This window comes from Streptomyces nodosus (genome assembly GCF_008704995.1).
Lineage (GTDB): Bacteria > Actinomycetota > Actinomycetes > Streptomycetales > Streptomycetaceae > Streptomyces > Streptomyces nodosus.
The window spans coordinates 6,914,381-6,936,867 of the sequence record NZ_CP023747.1; the positions used below are offsets into that span (position 1 = coordinate 6,914,381).

General features: G+C 71.8%; 20 protein-coding genes. 11 read left to right on the forward strand and 9 right to left on the reverse strand.

What is annotated here, in order from left to right:
- Positions 1–116: 116 nt before the first annotated feature.
- Positions 117–1,475: a COG1470 family protein gene (locus CP978_RS30690; RefSeq protein ID WP_184750546.1), complete on the forward strand. Its 1,359-nt coding sequence runs from the start codon at positions 117–119 to the stop codon at positions 1,473–1,475.
- Between the two features lie 32 nt (positions 1,476–1,507).
- Here the strand turns inward: CP978_RS30690 and CP978_RS30695 are convergent, their stop codons facing one another.
- The gene (locus CP978_RS30695) at positions 1,508–2,332 is read right to left on the reverse strand and encodes an eCIS core domain-containing protein (RefSeq protein WP_043446269.1); all 825 of its coding nucleotides are present in this window, start codon (positions 2,330–2,332) and stop codon (positions 1,508–1,510) included.
- A 149-nt stretch (positions 2,333–2,481) separates the two neighbouring features.
- Positions 2,482–3,663, reverse strand: a complete 1,182-nt coding sequence (locus tag CP978_RS30700) for a bifunctional class I SAM-dependent methyltransferase/NUDIX hydrolase (RefSeq protein WP_043446273.1) — start codon at positions 3,661–3,663, stop codon at positions 2,482–2,484.
- A gap of 164 nt (positions 3,664–3,827) precedes the next feature.
- On the opposite strand from CP978_RS30700, the gene CP978_RS30705 reads away from it, so the two are divergent.
- Positions 3,828–4,634: a sulfite exporter TauE/SafE family protein gene (locus CP978_RS30705; RefSeq protein ID WP_043446277.1), complete on the forward strand. Its 807-nt coding sequence runs from the start codon at positions 3,828–3,830 to the stop codon at positions 4,632–4,634.
- Positions 4,635–4,740: 106 nt separating this feature from the next.
- Here the strand turns inward: CP978_RS30705 and CP978_RS30710 are convergent, their stop codons facing one another.
- The 4 genes from CP978_RS30710 to CP978_RS30725 all read right to left on the reverse strand — a co-directional run bounded on the left by CP978_RS30710 (position 4,741) and on the right by CP978_RS30725 (position 8,241).
- Positions 4,741–6,936, reverse strand: coding sequence for an FtsX-like permease family protein (locus tag CP978_RS30710; RefSeq protein ID WP_144401517.1), 2,196 nt, complete (start codon positions 6,934–6,936; stop codon positions 4,741–4,743).
- A complete protein-coding gene (locus CP978_RS30715; protein WP_043449915.1) occupies positions 6,933–7,616 on the reverse strand; it encodes an ABC transporter ATP-binding protein in 684 nt (227 codons plus the stop codon). Before CP978_RS30715 ends, CP978_RS30710 begins: the two co-directional genes overlap by 4 nt.
- Before the next feature lie 186 nt (positions 7,617–7,802).
- Positions 7,803–7,988, reverse strand: coding sequence for a DUF5808 domain-containing protein (locus tag CP978_RS30720; RefSeq protein ID WP_043446281.1), 186 nt, complete (start codon positions 7,986–7,988; stop codon positions 7,803–7,805).
- 25 nt (positions 7,989–8,013) lie between these two features.
- Positions 8,014–8,241, reverse strand: coding sequence for a hypothetical protein (locus CP978_RS30725; RefSeq protein WP_150478341.1), 228 nt, complete (start codon positions 8,239–8,241; stop codon positions 8,014–8,016).
- A gap of 306 nt (positions 8,242–8,547) precedes the next feature.
- Between CP978_RS30725 and CP978_RS30730 the strand changes: the two genes are divergently transcribed.
- From CP978_RS30730 to CP978_RS30750, 5 genes are all read left to right on the forward strand, one after another.
- Complete coding sequence (locus CP978_RS30730; protein ID WP_043446284.1) at positions 8,548–9,834, forward strand: flavin-containing monooxygenase; 1,287 nt, start codon at positions 8,548–8,550, stop codon at positions 9,832–9,834.
- Between the two features lie 10 nt (positions 9,835–9,844).
- Positions 9,845–10,315, forward strand: coding sequence for a RidA family protein (locus tag CP978_RS30735; protein ID WP_052454396.1), 471 nt, complete (start codon positions 9,845–9,847; stop codon positions 10,313–10,315).
- Positions 10,312–10,986, forward strand: a complete 675-nt coding sequence (locus CP978_RS30740) for a DUF1028 domain-containing protein (protein WP_043446287.1) — start codon at positions 10,312–10,314, stop codon at positions 10,984–10,986. Before CP978_RS30735 ends, CP978_RS30740 begins: the two co-directional genes overlap by 4 nt.
- On the forward strand, positions 10,986–12,128 hold the full coding sequence (locus tag CP978_RS30745; RefSeq protein WP_043446289.1) for a M20 family metallopeptidase: 1,143 nt from the start codon (positions 10,986–10,988) through the stop codon (positions 12,126–12,128). Before CP978_RS30740 ends, CP978_RS30745 begins: the two co-directional genes overlap by 1 nt.
- Positions 12,129–12,386: 258 nt before the next feature.
- Positions 12,387–13,337, forward strand: a complete 951-nt coding sequence (locus CP978_RS30750) for a LysR family transcriptional regulator (RefSeq protein WP_043446292.1) — start codon at positions 12,387–12,389, stop codon at positions 13,335–13,337.
- A gap of 57 nt (positions 13,338–13,394) precedes the next feature.
- Here CP978_RS30750 and CP978_RS30755 read toward each other — a convergent pair whose 3' ends face one another.
- Positions 13,395–14,012 carry a TetR/AcrR family transcriptional regulator gene (locus tag CP978_RS30755; protein ID WP_043446295.1) on the reverse strand — a complete coding sequence of 206 codons (618 nt, stop codon included), beginning with the start codon at positions 14,010–14,012 and terminating at the stop codon, positions 13,395–13,397.
- Positions 14,013–14,280: 268 nt separating this feature from the next.
- Between CP978_RS30755 and CP978_RS30760 the strand changes: the two genes are divergently transcribed.
- The 3 genes from CP978_RS30760 to CP978_RS30770 all read left to right on the forward strand — a co-directional run bounded on the left by CP978_RS30760 (position 14,281) and on the right by CP978_RS30770 (position 18,862).
- Positions 14,281–15,753 carry an aldehyde dehydrogenase gene (locus CP978_RS30760; protein WP_043446297.1) on the forward strand — a complete coding sequence of 491 codons (1,473 nt, stop codon included), beginning with the start codon at positions 14,281–14,283 and terminating at the stop codon, positions 15,751–15,753.
- Between the two features lie 92 nt (positions 15,754–15,845).
- The gene (locus CP978_RS30765; protein WP_043446300.1) at positions 15,846–17,213 is read left to right on the forward strand and encodes an aminotransferase family protein; all 1,368 of its coding nucleotides are present in this window, start codon (positions 15,846–15,848) and stop codon (positions 17,211–17,213) included.
- A 128-nt stretch (positions 17,214–17,341) separates the two neighbouring features.
- Positions 17,342–18,862 (forward strand): APC family permease, encoded by a 1,521-nt coding sequence (locus CP978_RS30770; protein WP_227745523.1) that lies wholly within the window; start codon positions 17,342–17,344, stop codon positions 18,860–18,862.
- A 288-nt stretch (positions 18,863–19,150) separates the two neighbouring features.
- Here CP978_RS30770 and CP978_RS35945 read toward each other — a convergent pair whose 3' ends face one another.
- Both CP978_RS35945 and CP978_RS30785 read right to left on the reverse strand, forming a co-directional pair.
- Positions 19,151–20,386, reverse strand: a complete 1,236-nt coding sequence (locus CP978_RS35945; RefSeq protein ID WP_227745663.1) for an NUDIX domain-containing protein — start codon at positions 20,384–20,386, stop codon at positions 19,151–19,153.
- 339 nt (positions 20,387–20,725) lie between these two features.
- Positions 20,726–21,649 (reverse strand): alpha/beta fold hydrolase, encoded by a 924-nt coding sequence (locus CP978_RS30785; protein ID WP_043446304.1) that lies wholly within the window; start codon positions 21,647–21,649, stop codon positions 20,726–20,728.
- A gap of 118 nt (positions 21,650–21,767) precedes the next feature.
- Between CP978_RS30785 and CP978_RS30790 the strand changes: the two genes are divergently transcribed.
- Positions 21,768–22,385: a TetR/AcrR family transcriptional regulator gene (locus CP978_RS30790; protein ID WP_043446307.1), complete on the forward strand. Its 618-nt coding sequence runs from the start codon at positions 21,768–21,770 to the stop codon at positions 22,383–22,385.
- Positions 22,386–22,487: the final 102 nt, after the last annotated feature.

A 22,487-nucleotide genomic window follows, 5' to 3' on the forward strand; every position in this document is an offset into this window, starting at 1 on the left:
TAATCCCCCCAATTCCCCAGGGGAATTGGGCGTGACTCGGCGGGCACCTTCATTGCCCGAAAGTGTTCCTGTGTGGCCGGTCCTGGTTTGCCGCGGCGGACAATACGGTGCGCACCATGAGTCTTTCGGCGAGCCTGGACGAGTCCTCCGTCACCGTCGAGCCCGGCGGCCGGGCGGATCTTCCGGTGCAGGTGCTCAACTCGGGGACCATTGTTGAGGAGTGCCGGTTCGAGGTGGTCGGGCCGTGCGCCGACTGGGCCACCGTGGAACCGGAGAGCCTGTCGCTGTACCCGGGCGCGACCGGCAGCGCCACCGTCAGGCTGCACCCGCCCCGCACCTCCCAGGTGGCGCCCGGAGAGATCCCGCTCGGGCTGCGCGTGATGCCGACGAGTGACGGCGGCGAACCGGTCGTTCTCGAACGGGCCGTGACGGTGGGGCAGTTCACCGAGACCACCGCGGAACTGGTGCCGCCCGGTTCGAGCGGTGCATGGCGCGGGCGGCACAGACTGGCCGTGGACAGCAGGGGCAATACGCCCGTCACGATCACGCTGAGCGCGCGAGGGGCGACCGAGCGGTCACGGCTCGCCCTCGACCCCGCGGAGCTGGAGATCCCGCCCGGCCAGGCCGAGTTCGCCACACTGACCGTGCGGCCGGCCAAGCGGCTGTGGCGTGGTACGCCGATCACCCATCCCTTCCAGGTGACGGTGGCCCCCAGGGTGGAGGAGGGGCAGGAGCCGCACCAGCCGGTGATCCTCGACGGTTCCTACGAGCAGCAGGCCGTCCTGCCCCGCTGGCTTCCGCGCGCTCTCGTCGTGGCGGTGCTGGTGGCGGCCGCGCTGGTGGGGCTCTGGTACTCGGTGCTGCGGCCCGCCGTACGATCGGCCGCCCGTGAGGCGATCACCCCGGAGGTCGTCGAGTCCGCGGCACGGCAGGGGGACGCCGACGCGAACGGCGGCGGGAACGGAAAGGGCCAGGGGGCGTCCGGGGGCGGTGAGGGGGGCGCGGCCGGCTCCGGAGGTGCGTCCGCGACCCCGGGCGGCGATGCGTCCTCGGCCCCCGGCGACGGCGCGACCGCCCAGCCAGGTGAGCCCGGCGGGCCCGCGGTACCGAAGAGCGCCCGGGTGCAGGTGCAGGCCGCGGTGGGCGGCGGTGCCACCCGGCGGACCGCTTATACGGTGCCGAAGGGCAAGACCTTCGAGCTCACCGACATCGTGGTGCAGAACCCGCAGGGTGACGCGGGCACCCTGGTCGTCGCCACCGACGACGGGCAACTGCTGAACCTGGCGCTGGAGAACTTCCGGGACTCCGACTACCACTTCGTCACCCCCATCGAGGTGCCCTCGGGCGGCCGGATCACCCTTGCCGTGAGCTGCCGGCAGGTGGGCAAGCCGGTCAAGGCCCCGGCGCCGTCCCAGTGTTCGGAGTCGCTGTTCCTCGGCGGGAAGATCTCGGCGAACGCGAAGGCCGACGGCTGACCCACGGCGCGGACGCGGGGACCGTCGGCCGATCAGGTCTCGGACCCGGAATCCTCCTCCTTCTCCTCCTGGCCTCCGTCCTCCACGGCTCGTTGGACGAACGACCCCTGCACATCCGCCGGTTCCTCGTCCTCGTCGGCGGCCTGGCGTTGCACCGGGGCGCCGACGGCGGCAGGGGTCTGCGGGGCGGCCTGCGGGGAGGGTGCGTCGGCAGCCGGGGCCGGGGCCGGAGGCGGTGCCGAAGTGGCCAGCGCGCGCTCGGCGTTGGCCGTCGCCTCCTGCTCGAAGCGGTCGGAGGGATCGCTCACCCGGATCCCGCCCGGCGCCTCCGCGCCGTCCACCGGGCCGTTGCGCTGCTGGATGACATGGGTGAGCTCATGGGCGAGCGTGGTGCGGCCCTGGTGCGAGGAGGGATCGTAACTCTCCCGCTGGAAGACGATGTTGTCGCCGACCGTGTAGGCGTGGGCGCCGACCTCCTTCGCCGACTCGTGCGCCGCTGATCCGGTGTGCACCCGCACGGAGGAGAAGTCGGCGCCGAGCCGGCCCTCCATGTCCGTGCGGGTGTCGGTGTCCAGGGGCTGACCGCCGCCGGACGAGACCACATCGTGGACGCTGGAACGCTCCTCGCGGTGCTCCGGCTCCGGTTCGGCCTCCCGCTGGAGTGCCGCGCCGACGGCCGCATTGCCGACCGTCCGCTGAAGGGTGCTCATCCCGGAGCGGCCGATCACCTCCAAACGCCCGGTGGCGGCGGCCTTCAGCAGGTGCGGAAGCTCTGCCGACGCCTGATCGGGGGCCTCCCGGGCCGCCTTGCCGGGCGCATCGTGCTCATGTTCCTGTCCCTGATCGTATGCACGCATCTGCCGCTCCCCGCGGAATGCCGGACCTCCGCCTCCAGGCTTGTGGGCGGTGCCGGGACCCGTCCAGGCCCGACCGTGCCGGGACGGGGCAGCCGCGACTGCCCCTTCGGGCAACGCCCGTACTCACGCGAGGAGTTCGGGACCCGCGCTCAGCCTCCGGCGTACGGGGTGAAGTGCGCCGGTGCATGATCGATGGGCGGCAGATCGGAACGCCAGGACGTGAGGATCTGGGCGCTGCACACGAACAGCCCCTGCGGCAGCTCGTCCAGGGCCCACCACCGCCAGCCGCCCACCCTTTCGTCCGGCTGGTCGGCGGGCTCGCCCTGCCATGCCGTGACGACGGCACCGACGGTGACGCGCACGACGTCGTCGACGTGGTCGAGGAGCGTGCCCAGCAGAGTGATGTCCTCGGGGCGTGCGACGAGCCCGGTCTCCTCGGCGAGTTCGCGTACGACGGTGTCATGGAGGGACTCCCCGGGTTCGACGGTGCCCCCGGGCAGCTCCCAGGTGCCGTGCCGGTGCCGTCCCAGGAGCAGGCCCCGCTCGCCGAACACGATGGCTCCGACGCCGATCGCGGCGTGCGGTGCGGGTGGCCGGGCGGTTCGTGGACGACTGGTCACCCGAGGGCGGGGCCGGCCGGTGGTGCGGTGGCGCCGGGCCCGGACGAGCTGGACGACCACGGGGTTGTCGTGGTCCGGTGCGCTGAGCAGCTCGATCTCCTCCACCCGGAACCCGTGCTCGGTGAGCAGGTGCTCCCACAGCTGTGGGGTGAGCGCCCATATCCGGGTGGGGATGGGCTCCTCGTCGCACAGCCGGACGAACCCCTCGTGGGGCACCACCTCGCTGGACGGGGGCCGTGCGTCGGAGTCGGTGTGGAGGGCGGAGAAGACGAGGGGCGCGCCGTCGACCAGCCCGTCCCGCAGCGCCGGCAGCAGATGGCGCGGATCGACACAGCCGAGGGTGCGGAGGCCGTAGGCGGCCTGGTACGGCTCCGCGTGACGCAGATGCTCGGCGACGTCGGCGCACAGGAAGCGCACTCCGGGCTCCGTGCCATGAGCGTCCAGCGCGCGCCGGTGCTGGGTGGGGGACAGATCGACGGCGTCCACCAGGGCACCGTGCGCCCGGGCCAGATGGACGGCGTGGTGGCCGGGACCGGATCCGATGTCGAGGATCCGCTTGCCCCGGACATCCCCGAGGACCTCGGACCCGGGGCCCACGCCCGGCCAGAACCCCCAGTCGATGCGGTCCGGCACGGGAGGTCGGTAGCCGTGGTCCAGCTGGCGTTGCCCGTAGACCGTCCAGCTCTCTTCGAATGCGGGGCCTGCCGTCACGGACGGTTCCTTCCGGCGATGCTCTCGGGCGGCTTCAGGGCCGCGCTGCGTATCGGGGGAGCATGCCCCGACGGTGTGCGGAAGCATGCGCCCCGCCCGCTTCGCACAGGCGTACGGCCGGTCTCGTTTGCCTGCCGTGCCCGGTGCTCCTTAGCGTTGCGCCTGTGTCGTCCTCGATCCCCACTCTCCTGCTCTTCGGCTGCCTGACCGGAGTCACCACGGTGCTCTTCGGCTTCGGCGGTGGATTCATCACGGTCCCCGTCGTCTACGGCGTGCTCACCGTCACCGGGCGTCCGGGAGTGGACGCCATGCATGTCGCGGTGGCGACCTCGGCGGCGGTCATGCTGGTGAACGCCGCGGCTGCGGCGCTGGCCCACTGGCGGCAGGGCCGGCTGCGGCGCGCGTACGTCTGGCCGCTGGCCGCGTTCATCGCGATCGGCGCCGCCGCGGGAGCCCTCGTGACCACCGCGATCGGCGACACCACGCTACGGCTGCTGTTCGCCGCCTATCTGCTGGTGACGATCACCGACTGCCTGGTACGCAGGGGCTTTCTCTCCGTGGCCCACCAGACGCACCCGAAGCCCCTGGGCCGGGGCACGACCGCCGTCGGAGGCATGGGCATCGGTCTGGTGGCCGCCGGGCTGGGAGTGGGCGGCAGCGTCATGACGGTTCCCCTGCTGCGGCGCAGGGGCCTCCCCATGGCCGAGGCGACCGCCATGGCCAACCCCCTCAGTGTCCCCGTCGCGGTGGCCGGCACCCTTGTCTACGCCCTCGCTCCCACCGCGCAGGCAGCCACCGGGAGTCTCGGTTACGTCGATCTCACCGCGGGCGCCGCCCTGCTCGTCGGATCGCTGCCGACCATCGCCGTGGCCAGGCGCCTCACCGGCCGCGTCCCGGACCGCATCTACTCCGTCGCGTATGTCGTCCTTCTCCTGGTGGTGCTGATCGTCATGGTGACGGTGGGCCTCTGACCGCCGCCGGCCAGGGGCATCGGGTCGCTCGCACCGGCGTCCAGGTTCGCAGAGCCGACCGGATCGACTGTCCCGGTGCCACGCGGCGAACCGGTCGGCTCTGCGGTCAGTCGGTTTCGGGTTTCCAGCGGTCGGTGGTGCGGACGGCCGAGACGGAGCCGATGAGCCAGACGGCGAAGGCGACCACGACGAGAGTGATGGTCAGGGAGACCAGGACGGCGGTGGACGGGGACGCCCCGACGACGGGGTCGGTGAGTGGGGTGGCCAGCCATGCGTTGGTCAGCAGGCCGAGACCGGCAGCGAGGAGGAGGGGGAGCAGCAGGGTCCAGGCGGCGGTCGCCAGGAAGATGAGGCGTCGGCCCGTGAGTACGCCGAGAGGCGCGACGGAGCGGCTGAAGCGCTGGAACTCGGCGAGGCTGTTGAGGCTCAGGGCAAGGGCCATCGCCGTGATGCCGGCCACGCCGAACAGGGCGACCCAGGCGCCGCGGCCGGCCCGGGCCACGGTACCCCCGAGCCAGCTCCCTCCCGGGATTTCCACGTTCGGGGTCGGCGAAAGACGGGTGAAGGCCGCCTGACGGATCCGGTCGGCGGGCAGCGATTTTCCATGGGCGTCCAGCAGGACGAGGTAGCGGTCGTCACCGGTTGCCGGTGTGGCGGTGACGGGACCCACACGCAGTGAGATGTCGGCTCCGTCGGAGAACCAGCGGGCGAGTTCGCTCAGCCGCGCGTCGGGGTCCGTGACACCGAACGGTGCGGGGTGATCGCATGAGCGCTTGATCGCTTCGAGTGCCGTGCAGGGAGCCTGAACGGAGACGATGGTGCGGTTGTGGGCGTCGGTGCGGCCGGTCATCGAGTAGGCCTGCACGCCCGACGGGAGCTCGGCCAGGAACGCGCGGGTGCGGTCGCCGAGGTCCGGCTGGGTCACCGTGTAGACGGTGTCGCCGAGCCGGTCGGCCGAGGCGCGGGCCGCCGCGTAGTCGGAACTCAGACGGCTGCTGTGGAGCTGCACCTGGCCGACCAGGCCGACGGCGATGACCAGTCCCGCCACCAGTCGCACGGTGATGCCGGGGTGGTGGGCCATCCATCGTCCGGCCACCAGGGTGCCGGACATCCCGGTGCGGCGACCGGTCCAGCCGAGAGCCCGACCGATCAGGGCGATCAGCAGCCCGATCACGGACGGCAGCGTGGCCAGTGTCAGAGCGACGCCGGCGCTGTAGATCAGCAGAAACAGGAACGTGTTGCCGTGGGACAGCGGCTCGGGTCCCCGGACGGTGAAGAGGACCGCGAAGGGGAAGACCGCCGGCCACCACCGGGGCAGCCGGCCGCCCGCGGCCCGCAGTCGGGTCCCGCCGTCCCGCCGGACACGGTGCAGGGCCGAAGCCGTCAGGACCACCACCACGCACGAGGCCAGCGCCCCGAGCAGCCAGGTGGCGGTGGTCCGGGCCACGTCCGCGCTCGACACGGTGTAGTCGGTCAGCGGCAGGGTCACCTCGATGTGCGAGGCCCAGAAGGCCGGAGCGAGTCCCAGCGCCGTTCCGACGAAGGCCGGCAGCAGCGACTCGCCGCAGTTGACCAGGGTCCGCGCGGTCCATGAGGCACCGAGCGCGTCGAGGAGCACGGTCCGGCGCCGGCGGGCCTCCGCCCCCATCCGGACGGCCACCACCGTCAGTCCGAGCGCGGGCAGAACCAGCAGGCCCAGCACCGTCGTTGTCAGAACCTTCAGCGATTCGACGTTCTGACTGTTCCCGAACATCGCGCCCGGCACACCGTAACCATTGATGGTGAAGGCCTTTTCCCGATCGATGAACCGGTCGTCCGCCGGACGGACATAGGCGAGGAGTTCGCCGGGATCGGCCAGCCCCCGCTCGGCGATCCGGCCCGAGGCCCGGCCGTAACGCGTCAGGATGCCGTGGGAGGCGCCCCGCTCGGCAAGGGCGGGGGAGAGCACCGACTGCCCCGGCTTCGGCCAGGTGCGCAGACCGGGAGGCAGCGGCGCGCCCTGTGTCAGTGGCGCAATGTGGATGACGGAGTACTGCTCCTGCTCGATCTCGTCGAAGGAGGACTGCCAGAGCGCGACGGCAGGCCGCGCGGGATCGCTGTCGTGGACGACCGGGTTGCGTGCCGCACTGCGCTGGTCACGGCCGTCGTATGCGGCCGCGGAGAGGACCAGTGCCGTCACGGCCAGTGTGAGGGCGGCCGCGGCACAGACCAGTGCGACGAACCGGAGCGCGCCGCCCCGCACCGACCGTCCCGCATGCCAGCCGACCGTCATCAACTGCCGGTTCAGCGAACGCTCTTTCACGAGGCGCTCACCGGAGCCTCCAGCCGCCCGGCCTCCAGCAGGAGCGTGCGGTCCGCCCGAGCGGCCACGGACGCATCGTGCGTGACGACCAGCAGCGCGCACCGCCGCTGCTTCGGCAATGAGAACAGCAGGTCGGCGACCGCCTCCCGATTCACCGAGTCCAGTGCCCCGGTCGGTTCGTCCGCCAGCAGCAGGGCAGGCTCATTGACCAACGCCCGTGCCACCGCCGTGCGTTGGCGCTCACCACCCGACAGGTGAGCTGTCGGGGACCCGTCGGCCGGTACACCCAGTTCCGCCAGCAGACGGCCGGCCCGCGCGTAGGCCTCCCGGCGCGGCAGTCCCGCCAGCAGACCGGCCAGGGCCACGTTCTCCGACGGCGTCAGTTCGGCCAGCAGCTCGCCGAACTGAAAGACCATCCCCACATGTGCCCGGCGGTGCCGCGCCAGGGCGCGGCCGCGCATCGGCACGATGTCGCGGCCCGCGATCCTGACCGTCCCCGTGTGTGGTGTGGTCAGCCCCAGCAGACACATCAGCAGCGTGCTCTTCCCGCTGCCGCTGGCACCCGTCACCGCGACCGACTCACCGTAGGAGACACGCAGGGTGATGTCGTCCAGAAGAGCACGGTCAGGTAAGGCGTAGCTGAGCGAATCGACCGCCACGGCGCTCTCGGGAGCCGACACGGGTGAGGACGGCGCGGACGGGATCGGCGGCGGAACGGTCACAGTGGGCCTCTCGACGGCGAACAAGTCGGAGCCAGTGTGACGCCGGCCCCTGCTGGGCAGGCCTGATACCGGCCAAACGCCGTCCATGACCATGAACAGCCGCGGCGGGGCACCCCCTCCCTGCCCATGCGGTCGGCGTACGAGTCAGTGTTTGCTCAGGTGCGCTATCAGCCCCATGGCGGCGGGAGCCCCGACGGTGCAGACCCAGGCCATCGGGCGGCCGTAGTTCAAGGTCCGGCCCCACCCGTAGCGTTTGGGCACCGCGATACGTGGATCGTCCCGGTTGAAGTAGAAGATCCCGAACCAGTGGCGATCATCATTCGGGTTCATGGCTCGCCTCCGACCGGTCGTGCTGTCAGGCAGAGGGGTGGGACGGTTCCTCGTCGGCGCGGCCGCCGGCTCCGAGGGTCCGCCGCGGAGCCGGTGACGTCGCCGGGAGAGCCGCGAGTACCCCACGGGTCCGCAGCTCGTCGATGTCGGGGAGGCGGACTCCGGGGAGTTCGTCGAGAAGGTCAGCCTGGACTGCGCGGATACTGTGCGCGGGAGTGTCCGGGCCGGTGCCGAGGGCGCGACGGGCTGTCATACCGTCATCTTAAGAGGACGTTACCGCTGTGGGCGTCGCCGCCGGCGGGCGGTGCACACCGGATGCGGCGACACACGCACCCCGCGTCACGCACCCCGATCCGACGGAAACGACCGCCCCGGCACGCGCGCCCCGCCCACCAGGACTGCCGCCACCGGCACCCCTTCTCCTGGCGGCATCTAAAAATCAGATCGCCTACAGCGGAAACATCTGTTGGACAGAACTCCAGCCGCAGCCCAGGGTTTCTTCTGCGGTAGCACAGTCGACGCGACACCGGGACGGACTACCGCCTGAGGGGAGGCTGACATGCCGAGTGAAGAGACCGAAGTAGTCGTCGTCGGGGCGGGCCAGGCCGGCGTGGCGATGAGTGAGCACCTGGGAGCCCACGGTGTGCCGCACATCGTCCTGGAGCGGCACCGGATAGCCGAGCGCTGGCGTTCGGAGCGGTGGGATTCCCTGGTCGCCAACGGGCCCGCGTGGCACGACCGGTTCCCGGGGCTGGAGTTCTCCGATGTCGCCCCCGACGCCTTCGCCTCGAAGGAGCAGGTCGCGGACTACTTCGTCGCGTACGCGGAGAAGATCGGCGCCCCGGTCCGGTGCGGTGTCGAGGTGACCTCGGTGCGGAGGCACACGGGTCGGTCCGGCTTCCGGGTCGGGACGTCGCAGGGCTCCATCGACGCACGCTTCGTCGTGGCCGCCACCGGACCGTTCCAGCAGCCCGTGATCCCGCCCGTCGTCCCGGACGGCGCCGTCCCCGTGCAGATCCACTCCAGCGGGTACCGCAACCCGGAACAACTGCCCGAGGGCGCGGTCCTCGTGGTCGGGGCCGGCTCCTCGGGGGTCCAGATCGCCGACGAGCTGCGCCGGTCCGGTCGTCGGGTCCTTCTCTCCGTCGGCCCGCACGACCGCCCTCCCCGCGAGTACCGCGGACGAGACTTCTGCTGGTGGCTCGGTGTGCTCGGGCTCTGGGACGCGGACACGCCTCCGCAGGGTGCCGAACATGTCACCATCGCGGTCAGCGGCGCCCGCGGCGGCCACACCGTGGACTTCCGCGCCCTGGCCGGCGCCGGCATCGAGCTGGTCGGCATGACCGCCTCCCACCAGGACGGCGTACTGCGCTTCGCGCCGGATCTCGCCGCGAACATCGCACTCGGCGACGCCCGCTACCTCGCGCTCCTCCGGGCGGCCGACGAGTACGTCGAGCGCAACGGGCTCGACCTCCCCGAGGAGCCGGAGGCCCATGTCCTCGGACCGGACCCGGAGTGCGTGACCGATCCCGTCCTGGAGCTCGACCTGGCCGAGGCCGGCATCACCTCGATCGTCTGGGCGACCGGCTTCGCCACCGACTACAGCTGGCTGGAGGCCGACGCCTTCGACGAGAACGGCCGGCCGAAGCAGCGCCGAGGGGTGTCCTCCGAACCCGGCGTCTACTTCCTGGGCCTGCCCTGGCTGTCCCGCCGCGGATCAAGCTTCATCTGGGGTGTCTGGCACGACGCCCGATACATCGCCGACCACATCGCGACCCGGCGACGCTACCTCGCCCACGGCACCACCGACCGGCCCGGTACCGCGCCGGCGACCGGTAAGAACTGAGGAGCAGACGATGACCTCCACGAGCCAGGGCCACCAGGTGAAGGCCCCGATCGTGGCCGGCGGGCACACCCGCATCCGGCCGTTCAACACCCGTGACACCTATCCCGAGCAGAACCTCGACAACGACCTCTGCCAGGCCGTGGTGGCCGGCGACACCGTCTATGTCCGCGGCCAGATCGGCCAGGACCTCGACACCAGTGAGTCCGTGGGCATCGGCGACGCCGGAGCCCAGGCCGAGCAGGCCATGGCCAACATCAAGATGCTGCTCGAAGAGGCGGGCAGCCGGATGGAGCACCTGGTCAAGCTGACGATCTATCTGGTCGACCCCCGCTACCGGGAGACGGTGTACCGCACGGTGGGCCGCTGGACCAAGGGCGTACACCCCATCTCCACCGGCCTGGTGGTGTCGGCCCTGGCCCGACCCGAGTGGCTGTGCGAGATCGACGCGATCGCGGTGATCCCGGACGAGGAGCGGTCATGACGTTCTCCCTGGTGGTCCGCGACGGCGGACGGTTCGGCCTCGTGGTGAGCTCCTCCAGCCCCGCGGTCGCGGCCCGGGTCGCGCATCTGCGCCCCGGTATCGGTGCGGCGGCCTCGCAGAACATCACCGACCCCGGACTCGGCACCGAACTCCTGGACGGGCTGGCGCGACACGGCGACGCCGAGCGCGCGCTGGCCGATGTCACCGGTGCGGCTCGGCACGCGCCCACCATCGACTACCGGCAGCTGACCGTGCTGGGCCGCACCGGAGCCGGGTTCGTGCACAACGGCTCCCGCACCCTGGGCAGACATGCCTCGGCCACCACGGACGGCGCGGTGGCGGCGGGCAACATGCTGGCCGCCGAGCACATTCCCCAGGTCCTCCTGGACGCCTATGCGACGGCGACCGGCGAGCTGGAGGAGCGGCTGCTCGCCGCCCTGCGGGCCGCGCTGGCGGCGGGCGGCGAGGAAGGGCCGGTGCACTCCGCGGGCCTCGCGGTTGTCGCGGACGTGGACTGGCGGGTGACCGATCTGCGCGTGGACTGGGCCGACGACCCCGTCGACCGGCTCGGCGAACTCCTCGCCGTATGGCTGCCCCAGCGCGACGACTATGTGCGACGCGGCCTCGATCCGGCCTCCGCGCCCTCCTACGGCGTACCGGGAGACCTGTGATGATGACGCTGAAAGAGGCCGCCCGGCGTGAAGTCGACCGGTGTGCCGACGACTTGGTCCGTCTGTCCGAGCGGCTGCACGCCGACCCGGAGACGGCCTGGGAGGAACACCGGGCCGCGGCCGCCGTACCGGAACCGCTGGACCGCGCAGGATTCGACGTCACCTCCTCCTATCTGGGGCTGGAGACGGCCTTCCACGCCCGGTTCGGCACCGGCCCCACCAGGATCGCGCTCTGCGCCGAGTACGACGCCCTGCCCGGCCTCGGCCATGCGTGCGGGCACAACCTGATCGCGGCCGGCTCGGTCGGCGCCGCACTCGCCCTGGCCGCCGTCGCCGACGACGCCGGTCTCACCGTGGAGGTCTACGGCACCCCCGCCGAGGAGGGCGGCGGCGGCAAGATCGAGATGCTGGACCGGGGGGCCTTCGCCGGAGTCGACCTCGCGATGATGGTGCATCCCGCGCCGGTGGACGTCGCCGAGGCCCGCCCGTTCGCCGTCAGCCACTCCAAGGTCTCCTACACCGGGAAGTCCGCGCACGCCGCCGCCTATCCCGAAGCGGGGATCAACGCGGCCGACGCCTTCACCGTGGCCCAGGTCGCCATCGGGCTGCTCCGCCAGCAACTGCCCGCCTCGGCCCGGGTGCACGGTGTGGTGACCCATGCCGGGGACGCCCCGAACGCCATCCCGGAGCGCTCCACCGGACGGTGGTACGTACGGGCGGAGACGCTCGCGGAACTGGCCGAGCTGGAACCACGGGTCGTGCGGGCCTTCGAGGCGGGGGCCCTCGCGACGGGCTGCGAACTGGAGATCGAGCCGGAGAGCAAACCGTACGCCGAGTTCCGCACCGACGAGCCCGCTCTGGAGCACTACCGGCAGAACGCCCTCGCCCTGGGGCGCGAGTTCGCCCCGCCCGGCCAGGCGGCACGGATGAACCGCGCCTCCACCGACATGGGCAATGTCTCGCAGGTGGTGCCGGCGATCCACCCCTATATCGGCATCGGGTCGCTGCCCGCCACGAACCATCAGCACGAGTTCGCGGCGTACTGCGTCGGCGGCAACGCCGAGCGGGCCCTGCTCGACGGTGCGACCGCACTGGCCTGGACCGCCGTGGACCGCGGCGCCCCGGCCGGGGGAGCGGTATGACCGGGGCGCGGCCGGGACACCGATCCCGACCGGCCCCGATCGCCTGACCGGACGTCCGGGAGCACACCGGTGCCCGGCCGGTGTCTGACGGTGGCCGCCGTCTGCGCTCGTGCCGCGGCGCTGTCCGTGCCTGAGCCGGCCGGTTCCCCTCTGCTGCGGCCGAGGACCGGCCGACGGCCGCCCCGGTGTGCCGTCGGCCCGGACCGGCTCCGCATAGGGTCGGGCGCGGACAGCCAGAGTCGGTCGCAGGGGTTCGGTATGACGTCGCCAGTGGGTTTCACCCTGATGCAGCTCCGCTACTTTCTCGTCGCCGCGGAGGCCGGCTCGATGACGGCGGCCTCAGCGGAGCTGCACATCGCGCAGTCAGCGGTGTCGGCGGCGGTCCAGAAGCTGGAGCGGGACCTGCGGGTACAGCTGTTCATCCGCCGCAGGGGCCAGGGCCTGACGCTCACCCCGGCCGGGGAGAGGCTCCAGCAACAGGCCCGTGAACTGCTGGCCCGCGCGCTGGAGGTCGAAGGAGAGGCCCGGGGGAGCGGCGGGTCCCTGTCCGGTCCCGTCAGGGTCGGCTGCTTCGTCACCCTCGCCCCGTACTATCTGCCGGCCCTGTTCAGCGAATGCACCAGACGCTATCCGGGCATCGAGATCGACGTCATGGAGGCGGAGGCGGAACAGCTTCTGCAGTCGCTGCGCGCGGGACGCATCGACTTCGCCCTCACCTACGACCTCGGCCTGTCCACCGATCTCGAACTGTCAGGTGAGACCATCGCCCGCGCTCCCGCCTATGCCATCGTCCCGGCCGATCACCCCCTGGCCGGACGGGGCAGCGTGGAACTGACCGAGCTGGCGGGAGAGCCGCTGGTGCTGCTCGATCTGCCCTACAGCCGTGACTACTTCCGGGCGATGGTGGCCGCCACCGGTACCGCACCGGACGTGCGGTACCGGACCCAGAGCTATGAGACGGTGCGCTCGCTGGTGGCCCAGGGGCTGGGGTACTCGGTGCTGAACCAGCGCCCCGCGACCAGCCAGACCTACGGCGGGGGAGAGGTCGCGGAGCTGGAACTGCGGGACGGGCACCCGCCGTTGGAGGTCAAACTGGCCTATGTGGAGGGCATCACGCAGGCCGCCCGGACCCGGGCCGTGATGGAACTGCTGCGCCGGCTCACCCCCGGCCGCGCGGCCGGGGGCGAGCGGGGCTCGCTCCCGGGGTGAAGGCGCCGCGGTGGGCCATGACCTCGTCCGCCGCCCCGGCGCACCGCCGCCTCCCGGTCACAGCTCCGCGCAGCCGGTGACCACGCGTGCATGGGCCAGCATCAGGTTGCGGGCCCTGTCCAGCCGCAGGGCGGCGTTGCGGCTGATGATGTGCAGGCCGTAGCCGTCCTCGAGCGCCACGATGCCATGCGCCAGATCGTGCGCGCTCGCCGTGAGAGCGAAGACGCCGGTCGCGGCCCCGACCTCCAGCGCCGTCGTGTAGAGGGCGACCTCACGGGCGAACAGCGAGGCCATCAGCTCGGCGTGGCCCGGGCTGCGGCCGGCCCGCCGGTGCAGCTCGTACAGAAGCCCGTGGACCGGGTCCTCCGCGGTGTCGGGCAGTCCGCTCTCCAGCAGTGCGCGCAGGCGTGCCACGGGGGTTCCCGGGAGCGCCTCGTCGTAGGTCCGCTGCCGGGAGGCCAGGAAGTTCTCGACCGCTCCCCGGTGCACCTCCAGGACGAGGTCGTCGAGCTCGGGGTAGTAGTACAGCACCGAACCCTGGGAGACGCCCGCCGCATCCGCGATGTCCTTGATGCGCAGGCCTTCGAGGCCGCGCTCCGCGATGGCCCGCCCCGCGGCGGAGACCAGAGCCTCTCTGCGCGCGGTCTGGTTGCGTGGTCTGCCGACTTTCCCCATGGTCACCAATTCTCTGTCACCCAGTCCAGATCCGGCAAGAAGTTTCCGGCAGGAGCATTGACGACCGGTTCACCTATTGTTTGAATCTCGACTCAAAGAACTCGGTGCGGGCGCTCGCTGCCGTACCGCCCCCGCCCCCTTGGCGCCCGTCGCCCAGGGCACGGCACCCGAGACGGCCCCGGCCGCAGGACATCCGAACGCCCAGCGGTTCATCCATGTCCCATGACGCACCTCGCCCTCGTCCCACGACGCAATCGAAGGCCAGAGCATGACGACGTACCCGCACTGGCGGCAGCGCGCCGCCGACTTCACGCCCCGCACGCGCCTGTTCATCGGCGGTGCGTGGACCGATCCGGCCGACGACCGGTGGTTTCCCACCGTGAACCCGGCCACCGGCAAGACCACCGCCCAGGTGGCGGCCGGCTCGGCCGCCGATGTCGACCGTGCCGTGGCCGCGGCCCGCACCTCCTTCGAGGACGGCCGCTGGTCGCGCACCCCACCGGCGGAGCGCAAGCGGGTCCTGCTCGCCCTGGCCCGCCTCATCGAGGAGAACGGCGAGGAGCTCGCCCTGTGCGACACCCTCGACATGGGCAAACCCATCGCCGAGTCCCACGGCACCGACGTGCCCGGCGCGGCCGGAGTCTTCGCCTGGTACGCCGAGTCCGTCGACAAGCTCTACGACGAGGTCGCCCCGGCACCGCCCGGCAATCTGGCCCTCGTCCGCCGTGCCCCGCTCGGTGTCGTGGGCGCGGTGGTGCCCTGGAACTTCCCCCTGGACCTGGCGAGTTGGAAGCTGGCCCCGGCCCTCGCCGCGGGCAACAGCGTCGTGCTGAAGCCGGCCGAGCAGTCACCGCTGTCGGCGCTGCGGCTCGCCGAACTGGCCGTCGAGGCCGGGCTGCCCGACGGCGTGCTCAATGTCGTACCCGGCCCGGGGGAGACGACAGGACGCGCCCTCGGCCTCCACCCGGACGTGGACACCCTGGTTTTCACCGGCTCCACCGCCGTGGCCAAGCGGTTCCTCGCCTACGCGGCCGAGTCCAACATGAAACAGGTCTGGCCCGAGGCGGGCGGCAAGAGCCCCAACCTGGTCTTCGCCGACGCCGACCTGGAGGCCGCCGCGGAACGCGCCGCCTGGGGCTTCGCCTACAACGCCGGGCAGGTGTGCTCCGCCAACACCCGGCTGCTGGTGGAGGCCTCCGTCCTGGAGGAGTTCACCGCCAGGGTCGCCGACCACGCCCGCGGCTGGCTGCCGGGCGACCCGCTCGACCCGGCGACCCGCCTCGGCCCGCTCGTCGACGAGGCCCAGGTGGTGCGCGTCCTCGACGCCGTACGGTCCTCGGGCGGCACCCTGGTCTGCGGCGGCACGCGCCCCGACCGGGACGGCGCCTACCTCGACCCCACCGTGGTCACCGGACTCGCGCCCGACGCCCCGCTGGTACGGGAGGAACTGTTCGGCCCCGTGCTGACCGTGCTGCCCTTCCACGACGAGGCCGAGGCCGTCCGCCTGGCCGACGACTCCGCCTACGGCCTGGCCGCCTCCGTGTGGACCAGGGACCTCGGCCGGGCCCACCGGGTCGCCGACGCCCTGCGGGCGGGCACCGTGTCCGTCAACACCGTCGACGCGCTCAGCCCGGTCACGCCCTTCGGCGGATTCAAGCAGTCAGGACACGGCCGTGACCTCTCCCTGCACTCCTTCGACAAGTACACCGGCCTGAAGACCACCTGGATCGCCTACGGCTGACCGGCCGGCGCCCCACGGTCCCATCGCGCAGCACCCACCACAGCCCTCCCGACCACTGCCTCCACCGCCACGAAGAAAAGGACGCGTCCCCCATGAACCTCGACGCCGCGGACCTCACCCGCCTGGACCGAGCGCACATCATCCACCCCTATCTGCCGGGCAGCGCCACCGAGCGGGTCATCATGACGGAGGGCTCCGGCTGTCGCCTCACCGACACCGAGGGCCGCAGCTATCTGGACGCCACCGGCGGACTGTGGCTCGCCCAGGTCGGACACGGCCGCACCGAACTCGCCGACGTCGCCCACCGGCAGATGCGAAAGCTGGAGTACTTCACCAGCTTCTGGGAGTTCTCCAACGAGCGCGCCATCGAACTCGCCACGCGCCTGGCCCGGATGGCCCCCGACCCGCTGAACCACGTCTACTTCACCTCCGGCGGCTCCGAGGGCAACGAGGCCGCCATCAAGATGGCCCGCTACTACCACCACCGCCGCGGTGACACCGACCGCACCTGGATCCTGGCGCGCAGCAAGGCCTACCACGGCATCGGCTACGGCGGCGGCTCGGCGACCGGCTTCCCGCTGTACCACGAGGGCTTCGCCCCGATGATGCCGCACGTCTCCCACCTCACGCCCCCGTGGCCGTACCGCTCCGAGCTCTACGGAGACCGGCCGCTGAGCCCCGAGGAGGTCACCGACTTCCTCGTCCGCGAACTGGAGGAGCGCATCGCGGAGATCGGCCCCTCCCGCATCGCCGCCATGATCGGCGAGCCGATCATGGGCGTCGGCGGCATGCTCGTACCGCCCTCCGACTACTGGCCGCGGGTGCGCGAGGTCCTCGACCGGCACGGCATCCTGCTGATCTTCGACGAGGTGGTCACCGCCTACGGCCGTGTCGGCGACTGGTTCGCCGCCCAGCACTTCGGTGTCACCCCGGACATCATCGTGACCGCCAAGGGCATCACCTCCGGCTATGTCCCGCTCGGCGCCCTCCTGGTCGGCGACCATGTCGCCGAGGTGCTGCTGCGCGAGCACGGCTTCCCCATGGGCTACACCTACAACGGCCACCCGGTGGCCACCGCGGTCGCCGCCGCCAACCTCGACATCATCGACAAGGAGGGGCTGCTCGGCCGTGCCACCTCCATGGGCGCCTTTCTGCACGGCGAACTGGAGGCCCAGCTCGGCGAGTTGCCGATCGTCGGCGAGATCCGCTCGGTCGGCATGATGCTCGCCGTGGAACTCGTCCAGGACCGTGACACCCGCACCCCCCTGCCGTTGCTCCCGGAGCAGATGCCCCATGATGTCATCCGCCGTGAGACCGGAGTGATCGTCCGCGACTCCGCGCACAGCCTGGTGCTCTCCCCGCCGCTGATCATGACCGAGGCCGAGGCCAAGGAGGCCGCGGGCGCCCTGCGCAGCGTCCTGGAACGCACCGAGCCCTCGGGTGAGATCCGCGCCGCCTGAGGCCGGTCCCGGGAGGCCCGGCCACCACCGGGCCTCCCCGCCCAGCAGCACCTGACACGGACCCCACACCGTCGTGGCGCCCCGCACGCCCCCTTTCCGCAGTCCACCCTCCTCCCCAGGAACTGCCCGTGTCCTCCAAGCTCTCACCGATGGATCAGCGCGCCCAGGACGACGCCACCGTCCTGCAGCGCAGTCTCCGGCGCTTCGACATCACCGCGATGGGCGTCGCCGCCGTCATCTCCTTCGACACCGTCGGACAGATCGCCACCGGCGGCGGCCAGGCCGCCACCTGGACGGCGGCCCTCGCCCTGCTCTTCCTCGTCCCCTACGCCCTGGTGTTCGCCGAGACCGGCGCCGCGTTCCCCCAGGAGGGCGGCCCCTATGTCTGGGTCAAGCTCGCCCTCGGCCGCCGCGCGGCCGCGCTCACGACCCTGTTCTACTGGGTCACCAACCCCATCTGGCTCGGCGGCTCCCTCGTCTTCATCGCCGCCGAGACCTGGGACCGCTTCGTGTTCCGCCTGGGCTCGGGCACCGTGGCGGACTACACCTTCAAGCTGTTGTTCGTATGGGCGGCCATCCTCACCGCCGTGGTGTCCCTGCGCCGCGGCAAGTGGGTCACCACGGTGGGCGCCGGCGTGAAGGTCCTCGCCCTCGCCCTGTTCACCGGCACCGCCGTCCTGTACGGGATGCAGCACGGCTTCCAGGGCCTGCGAGACGCCCACTTCGCACCGACGACCGGCGGATTCCTCGCCCTCGTCCCGATCCTGCTGTTCGCCTATGTCGGGTTCGAGGCGCCCAACGCCGCCGGCGAGGAGATGCACGACCCCCAGCGCGACGTGCCCGCCGCCCTCGGCCGCTCCGCCGCCCTCGCCGCCTGCTGCTATCTGCTGCCCGTCCTCGCCCTCCTCGCTGTCGTCCCCGCCGGACAGGTGACCGGCATCGGCGGGTTCATGGAAGGAGCCCGGCTCGTCTTCGACGTCTACGGGGCGGCCGCCGGGCCCCTGCTGACGCTCACCGCCGTGATGTTCGTCTTCGCCCTGCTCACCCAGGGCAGCGCCTGGATGATCGTCAGCGACCGCATGCAGGCGATGGCGGCCGCGGACGGAGGCTTCTTCTCCCGCGGGCTGGGCGCCTTCCACCCCCGTCTCGGCACCCCGGTGCGCACCAATCTGCTCTCCGGAGCGGTGGCCACGCTGTTCATGCTCGCCGCCATGCAACTCGCGGACGGGAACGCCGCCGCCGTCTTCTCGGTGGTGCTCACCGTCGCGGTCACCACCCTGCTGCTGTCGTACCTCGTGATCATCCCGTCGCTGGTCCTGCTCCGACTGCGCCGCCCCGACGCCGTACGGCCCTATCGCGTGCCCTGCGGCACCGGCGGCTTCCTGCTCTGCGCGGGCGTCGTCCTCGCCTGGATCGCCGTCGGCTCGTGGTCGGCGCTCTTCCCCGGAGTTCTCGAGCATCTGTTCGGCCTCAGCTACGACTTCCAGGACCAGTGGGGTGTGTCCCGCCTGACGTTCGAGTCGTTCACGCTCGGCACCGTCGCGCTGCTGCTGCTCGTCGGCGCCGTGGGCTTCGCCGCCGCCCACCGCCGCGACCAGGCTTCCCGCTCACTCACCTCTCCCCGAAGGCCCTCCAGCGATGCCGACTGACCGTGGCACCGCCCCGACCCCCTCCATGTCGTCGGCACCTGCCCGGCCTCGCCGAACCTGAGGGAGCACCCGGAGCGGCTCGCCGACGGCCCGTCACCGGGGGTGTCGACCGTGCCCTGCTCGACGGTCCCGGTCCCATCCCCGGTCGGGGCCGGGGCCGGGACCGACCGGCGATGCCTTCCTCAGGGTTCCGGGGGAGGACGCCGCCGAGGCAGCCAGGGGGGCGGACCCGCAGACGGATGGCGCTTGGGTCGGCCAGGATCTCCGGGGACGGCGACACGACACTGCTCAGTCGTCACCCCAGTCCCAGGTGTCGAAGTACGCGGCCACACCCGTGCGGCGGGCCCGCGCCACGGCGCTCAGGCGCGCGAAGTCCCGGGGCGGCATCAGCGGCTCCCACTCTCTCAGGGGCAGGACGCGGGCCTCGTCGTGCTCGTCCGGGTCCAGGGCGATGCCGCGGAGCTGCTCCATGGTGAGCCGGCCGCCGTCGAAGACCAGGCCCACCGTGCTGTAGGGCCACTCGGCGCCGGGCAGTCCGTACACCGTCGCCAGGAGCCGTGGCGGCCCGGCCGGCGTGAGACCGGTCTCCTCCCGGCATTCCCGGACGGCCGTCTCCCAGGGGCGCTCACCGGGATCCATGGTGCCGCCCACCAGCTGCCAGGGGTGGGTGGGGGAGTAGACGGAGCGGAGCTGGAGCGGCCGGTCGTCCTCGTCGGTGAAGTACACGCAGGCGAAGGCCGTGGCCTTGAGCACCGTCTCGGCGTACTCCTCGGGCGGCAGCCAGCCGCGACCGCCCGGCCGCTCGCCCGCGGCCGTCTCCTCCGGGCGCGGTGTCCGCAGCGGTGCCGGACCGCCCGCGCACCCGAACGCCCTCGGGAAGGGGGGCGCCCCGGCGTCGGCGCGGGGCCCCGGGCGTACGGGGTGCTCGGCGCGCAGCCGGGCCGGAGCCCGCCGACCGCGCTCCACCACCTCGCGATGGTCTTGGACGACGCCGAACCCGGGGGCGGAGGGCCGGCCGCCGGCCGCCGGGCCGTCCATATCCGGCACGATGCGGAGGCGGTCGGCCCCGGGGTCATAGGCGATCGCGTCGCCGGGCAACTGGAAGTGCACCGCGAGCCGGGCGCCGGCCGCGTAGGCGTCCAGTCCGGCGCGGCAGTACGCCACCATCCCGTCGGGCAGGGCATCGGGACGAACCCAGTCCAGCGCGTCACACACATCCGGCTCCGCGATCCGCGGATCGCCCTTCCACCGCCGTACCTCGCAGAAGAAGCCGGTCCTGGACAGCCCACCGGGGCTGCGATGGTGCACGGTGACGGCGGCCCGCACATCGGCCGGGTCGATGACGACCCCGGTCTCCTCCAGGGCCTCGCGCACCAGAGCGGCGACCACGTCCTCGTGCGGGCCGTCCAGATGACCGGACGGCAGATGCCACAGACCGGCGGCGTAGACCGCGCCCGCTCGTCGTGACAGCAGAACCTCCGGCCCGTCGCCGGTGTCCCTGCGCAGAATCAGATGGACGTCCAGCGGCTCGGTGTGCCGCCGCGCCTCCGGGCTCGCGGCGAGGTCCGGAGAAGGCTCATCACGAGGGGCTGTTTCCTGGTCGCTCACGGCTCGCCCCAGCCCATCTCCGAGTCGCGGCGCGGTCGAGTCGTGGTCAATGTCGCTTCCCTCCGACGGGCGGTCGTGCCTCCGTCGTAGGGCTCAACGACGCAGCCCGGTTATCGAACACACGTCTTTCGGCCGCTTCCTGGAGCCCGTGATCAAGGGGTTCCTAAAAGGTGTGCGCTACACCGGCCCTTGTCCCGCCCGTGTGCCGGGTGAGGCGGGGTTGGCCGAAACGTGATGGCTCCCGGCCGGCGGACGTCACGCGATGTCGACGTCCTTCATGAAGCTCAGCATCCGGGCGTTGAGCAGGTCGGGGTGGTCGATCGCGGGGACGTGGCCGGTGTCGGCGATGATCTCGGCGCGGGCTCCGGGAATCAGACGCGGCACGCGCTCCAGTTGCCGCTTGGGGTGCACAAGCAGACTTCGCTTGCCCAGGACGAGGTGGAGCGGGGCGGTGATGGTGCGCAACTCGTCCTCGGTCAGCGGCAGTGGAGAGGGACGGCGTATCCGGAAGGCCCGGACGCTCGCCTTGACCCACGCGCGCAGCTCGGGAACCACGATGACCGGCTGTTCCAGCCAGGAGGCGAGACGTGGGCGCAGCGCCGCCGGGGCGAAGGTCGCGAAGAGGCTGACGAAGATCCAGGCGAAGAAGCGCAGGCCCACCTTCTCCAGGCCGCCGGGGTCGAGCAGGGTGACCGAGGCGAGCCTGCCGGGCCTGTGGTGTGCCTGGTTGAGCACCAGCCAGCCGCCGTAGGAGGAACCGACCAGATGAACCCGGTCGAGGCCGAGCGCGTCGAGCGCCTCGTCGAGCCACTGGGCCGCACGCTCCGGCTGCCACATCGGCTCACGATGGACGCTGCGACCGGGATCGCCGGGAGTGTCCAGCGCGTACACGGGGCGTTCGGCGCTGAGCCCGGGGGTGTTGGGGTACCACTGGGCGGAGCAGCCCCCGGCCCCGTGGATCAGGACGATCGCCGTACGGGACTCGTCAGCGGGGTCCGTCGGGCCGTACCGGTAGACGTGCGTGGTGCCGAAGCTCGTCTCCACGTCCGTCTCGAAGCGGGCGGGTGCTCCCTTGGCGTAGAGGGCGTCGCAGGCGGCGAAGTACCGGTCGCGCAAGGAGTCGTTCACATAGTGACCGATGTCGCGGCGTGGGCTGGGTCGGGTCGTGGGCGCGGACACGGCGTGCCTCCGGAGAGTTCGGTTCTTTGTGATACGACCGTACCATGATGATGGTACGGCGGTACCATAGAAAAACCCGGACCGGGAACCGACCACCGATGGGCGGAGATGACGACCCATGCCAAAGCTCGTGGACCACGAGGAACGGCGCACCCAGATCGCCGAGGCGCTCATCCGGGTCGCCGGGCGGCGCGGACTGCACGCGGTCGGCATGCGCGACGTCGCCGCCGAGGCCGGAGTGTCACTGCGCCTGGTGCAGTACTACTTCCAGACCAAGGAGAAGCTGCTCTTCTACGGACTGCAGCATCTGACCGACCTCTTCACCGCACGCGTGAGCGCCCGCCTTCACCCCGTCGCTCAGGACCCGGGCCCGCGCGCGACCATCGAGGCGTTGCTCCTGGCCTCACTCCCGACCGACGAGGAGAGCCGCACCTTCCATCTCCTCTACACCTCGTACGCGATCCTGTCCGTGACCGACGGTGCGCTCGCCGCCCAGCCCTTCATCGACAACCCCGACGCCGCCGAGAGCGCCCTGACCCACCTGCTGCGACAAGCACAGGAATCCGGCCTGGCCGACCGTGACATCGACGCCCGCACCGAGGCGATCAGCCTTCTGGCCATGGCGGCGGGCCTGGGAACCAGCATCATCGTCGGCCAGCGGGAACCGGCATCGGCCATCGCGGTACTGCGCCACCACCTGGACCGCATCTTCACGGGAAGCGGTACGAGTTCGTAGTCGGCCGGCCGGCGGGACCGAGCCCGGTGATCAGAGGACGGGTTCTCGGCCGGGGAAGCATGACGGCTGCGGCACGTGGCCCGCGTCGGCTTCGGGCCCTGG

Bases quoted from the DNA above. Each gene is read 5' to 3' on its own strand.
- CP978_RS30690 (WP_184750546.1), top strand. From the start codon at position 117: ATGAGTCTTTCGGCGAGCCTGGACGAGTCCTCCGTCACCGTCGAGCCC.
- CP978_RS30695 (WP_043446269.1), bottom strand. From the start codon at position 2,332: ATGCGTGCATACGATCAGGGACAGGAACATGAGCACGATGCGCCCGGC.
- CP978_RS30720 (WP_043446281.1), bottom strand. From the start codon at position 7,988: ATGAACCCGAATGATGATCGCCACTGGTTCGGGATCTTCTACTTCAAC.
- CP978_RS30725 (WP_150478341.1), bottom strand. From the start codon at position 8,241: ATGACAGCCCGTCGCGCCCTCGGCACCGGCCCGGACACTCCCGCGCAC.
- CP978_RS30730 (WP_043446284.1), top strand. From the start codon at position 8,548: ATGCCGAGTGAAGAGACCGAAGTAGTCGTCGTCGGGGCGGGCCAGGCC.
- CP978_RS30735 (WP_052454396.1), top strand. From the start codon at position 9,845: ATGACCTCCACGAGCCAGGGCCACCAGGTGAAGGCCCCGATCGTGGCC.
- CP978_RS30740 (WP_043446287.1), top strand. From the start codon at position 10,312: ATGACGTTCTCCCTGGTGGTCCGCGACGGCGGACGGTTCGGCCTCGTG.
- CP978_RS30745 (WP_043446289.1), top strand. From the start codon at position 10,986: ATGATGACGCTGAAAGAGGCCGCCCGGCGTGAAGTCGACCGGTGTGCC.
- CP978_RS30750 (WP_043446292.1), top strand. From the start codon at position 12,387: ATGACGTCGCCAGTGGGTTTCACCCTGATGCAGCTCCGCTACTTTCTC.
- CP978_RS30755 (WP_043446295.1), bottom strand. From the start codon at position 14,012: ATGGGGAAAGTCGGCAGACCACGCAACCAGACCGCGCGCAGAGAGGCT.
- CP978_RS30760 (WP_043446297.1), top strand. From the start codon at position 14,281: ATGACGACGTACCCGCACTGGCGGCAGCGCGCCGCCGACTTCACGCCC.
- CP978_RS30765 (WP_043446300.1), top strand. From the start codon at position 15,846: ATGAACCTCGACGCCGCGGACCTCACCCGCCTGGACCGAGCGCACATC.
- CP978_RS30790 (WP_043446307.1), top strand. From the start codon at position 21,768: ATGCCAAAGCTCGTGGACCACGAGGAACGGCGCACCCAGATCGCCGAG.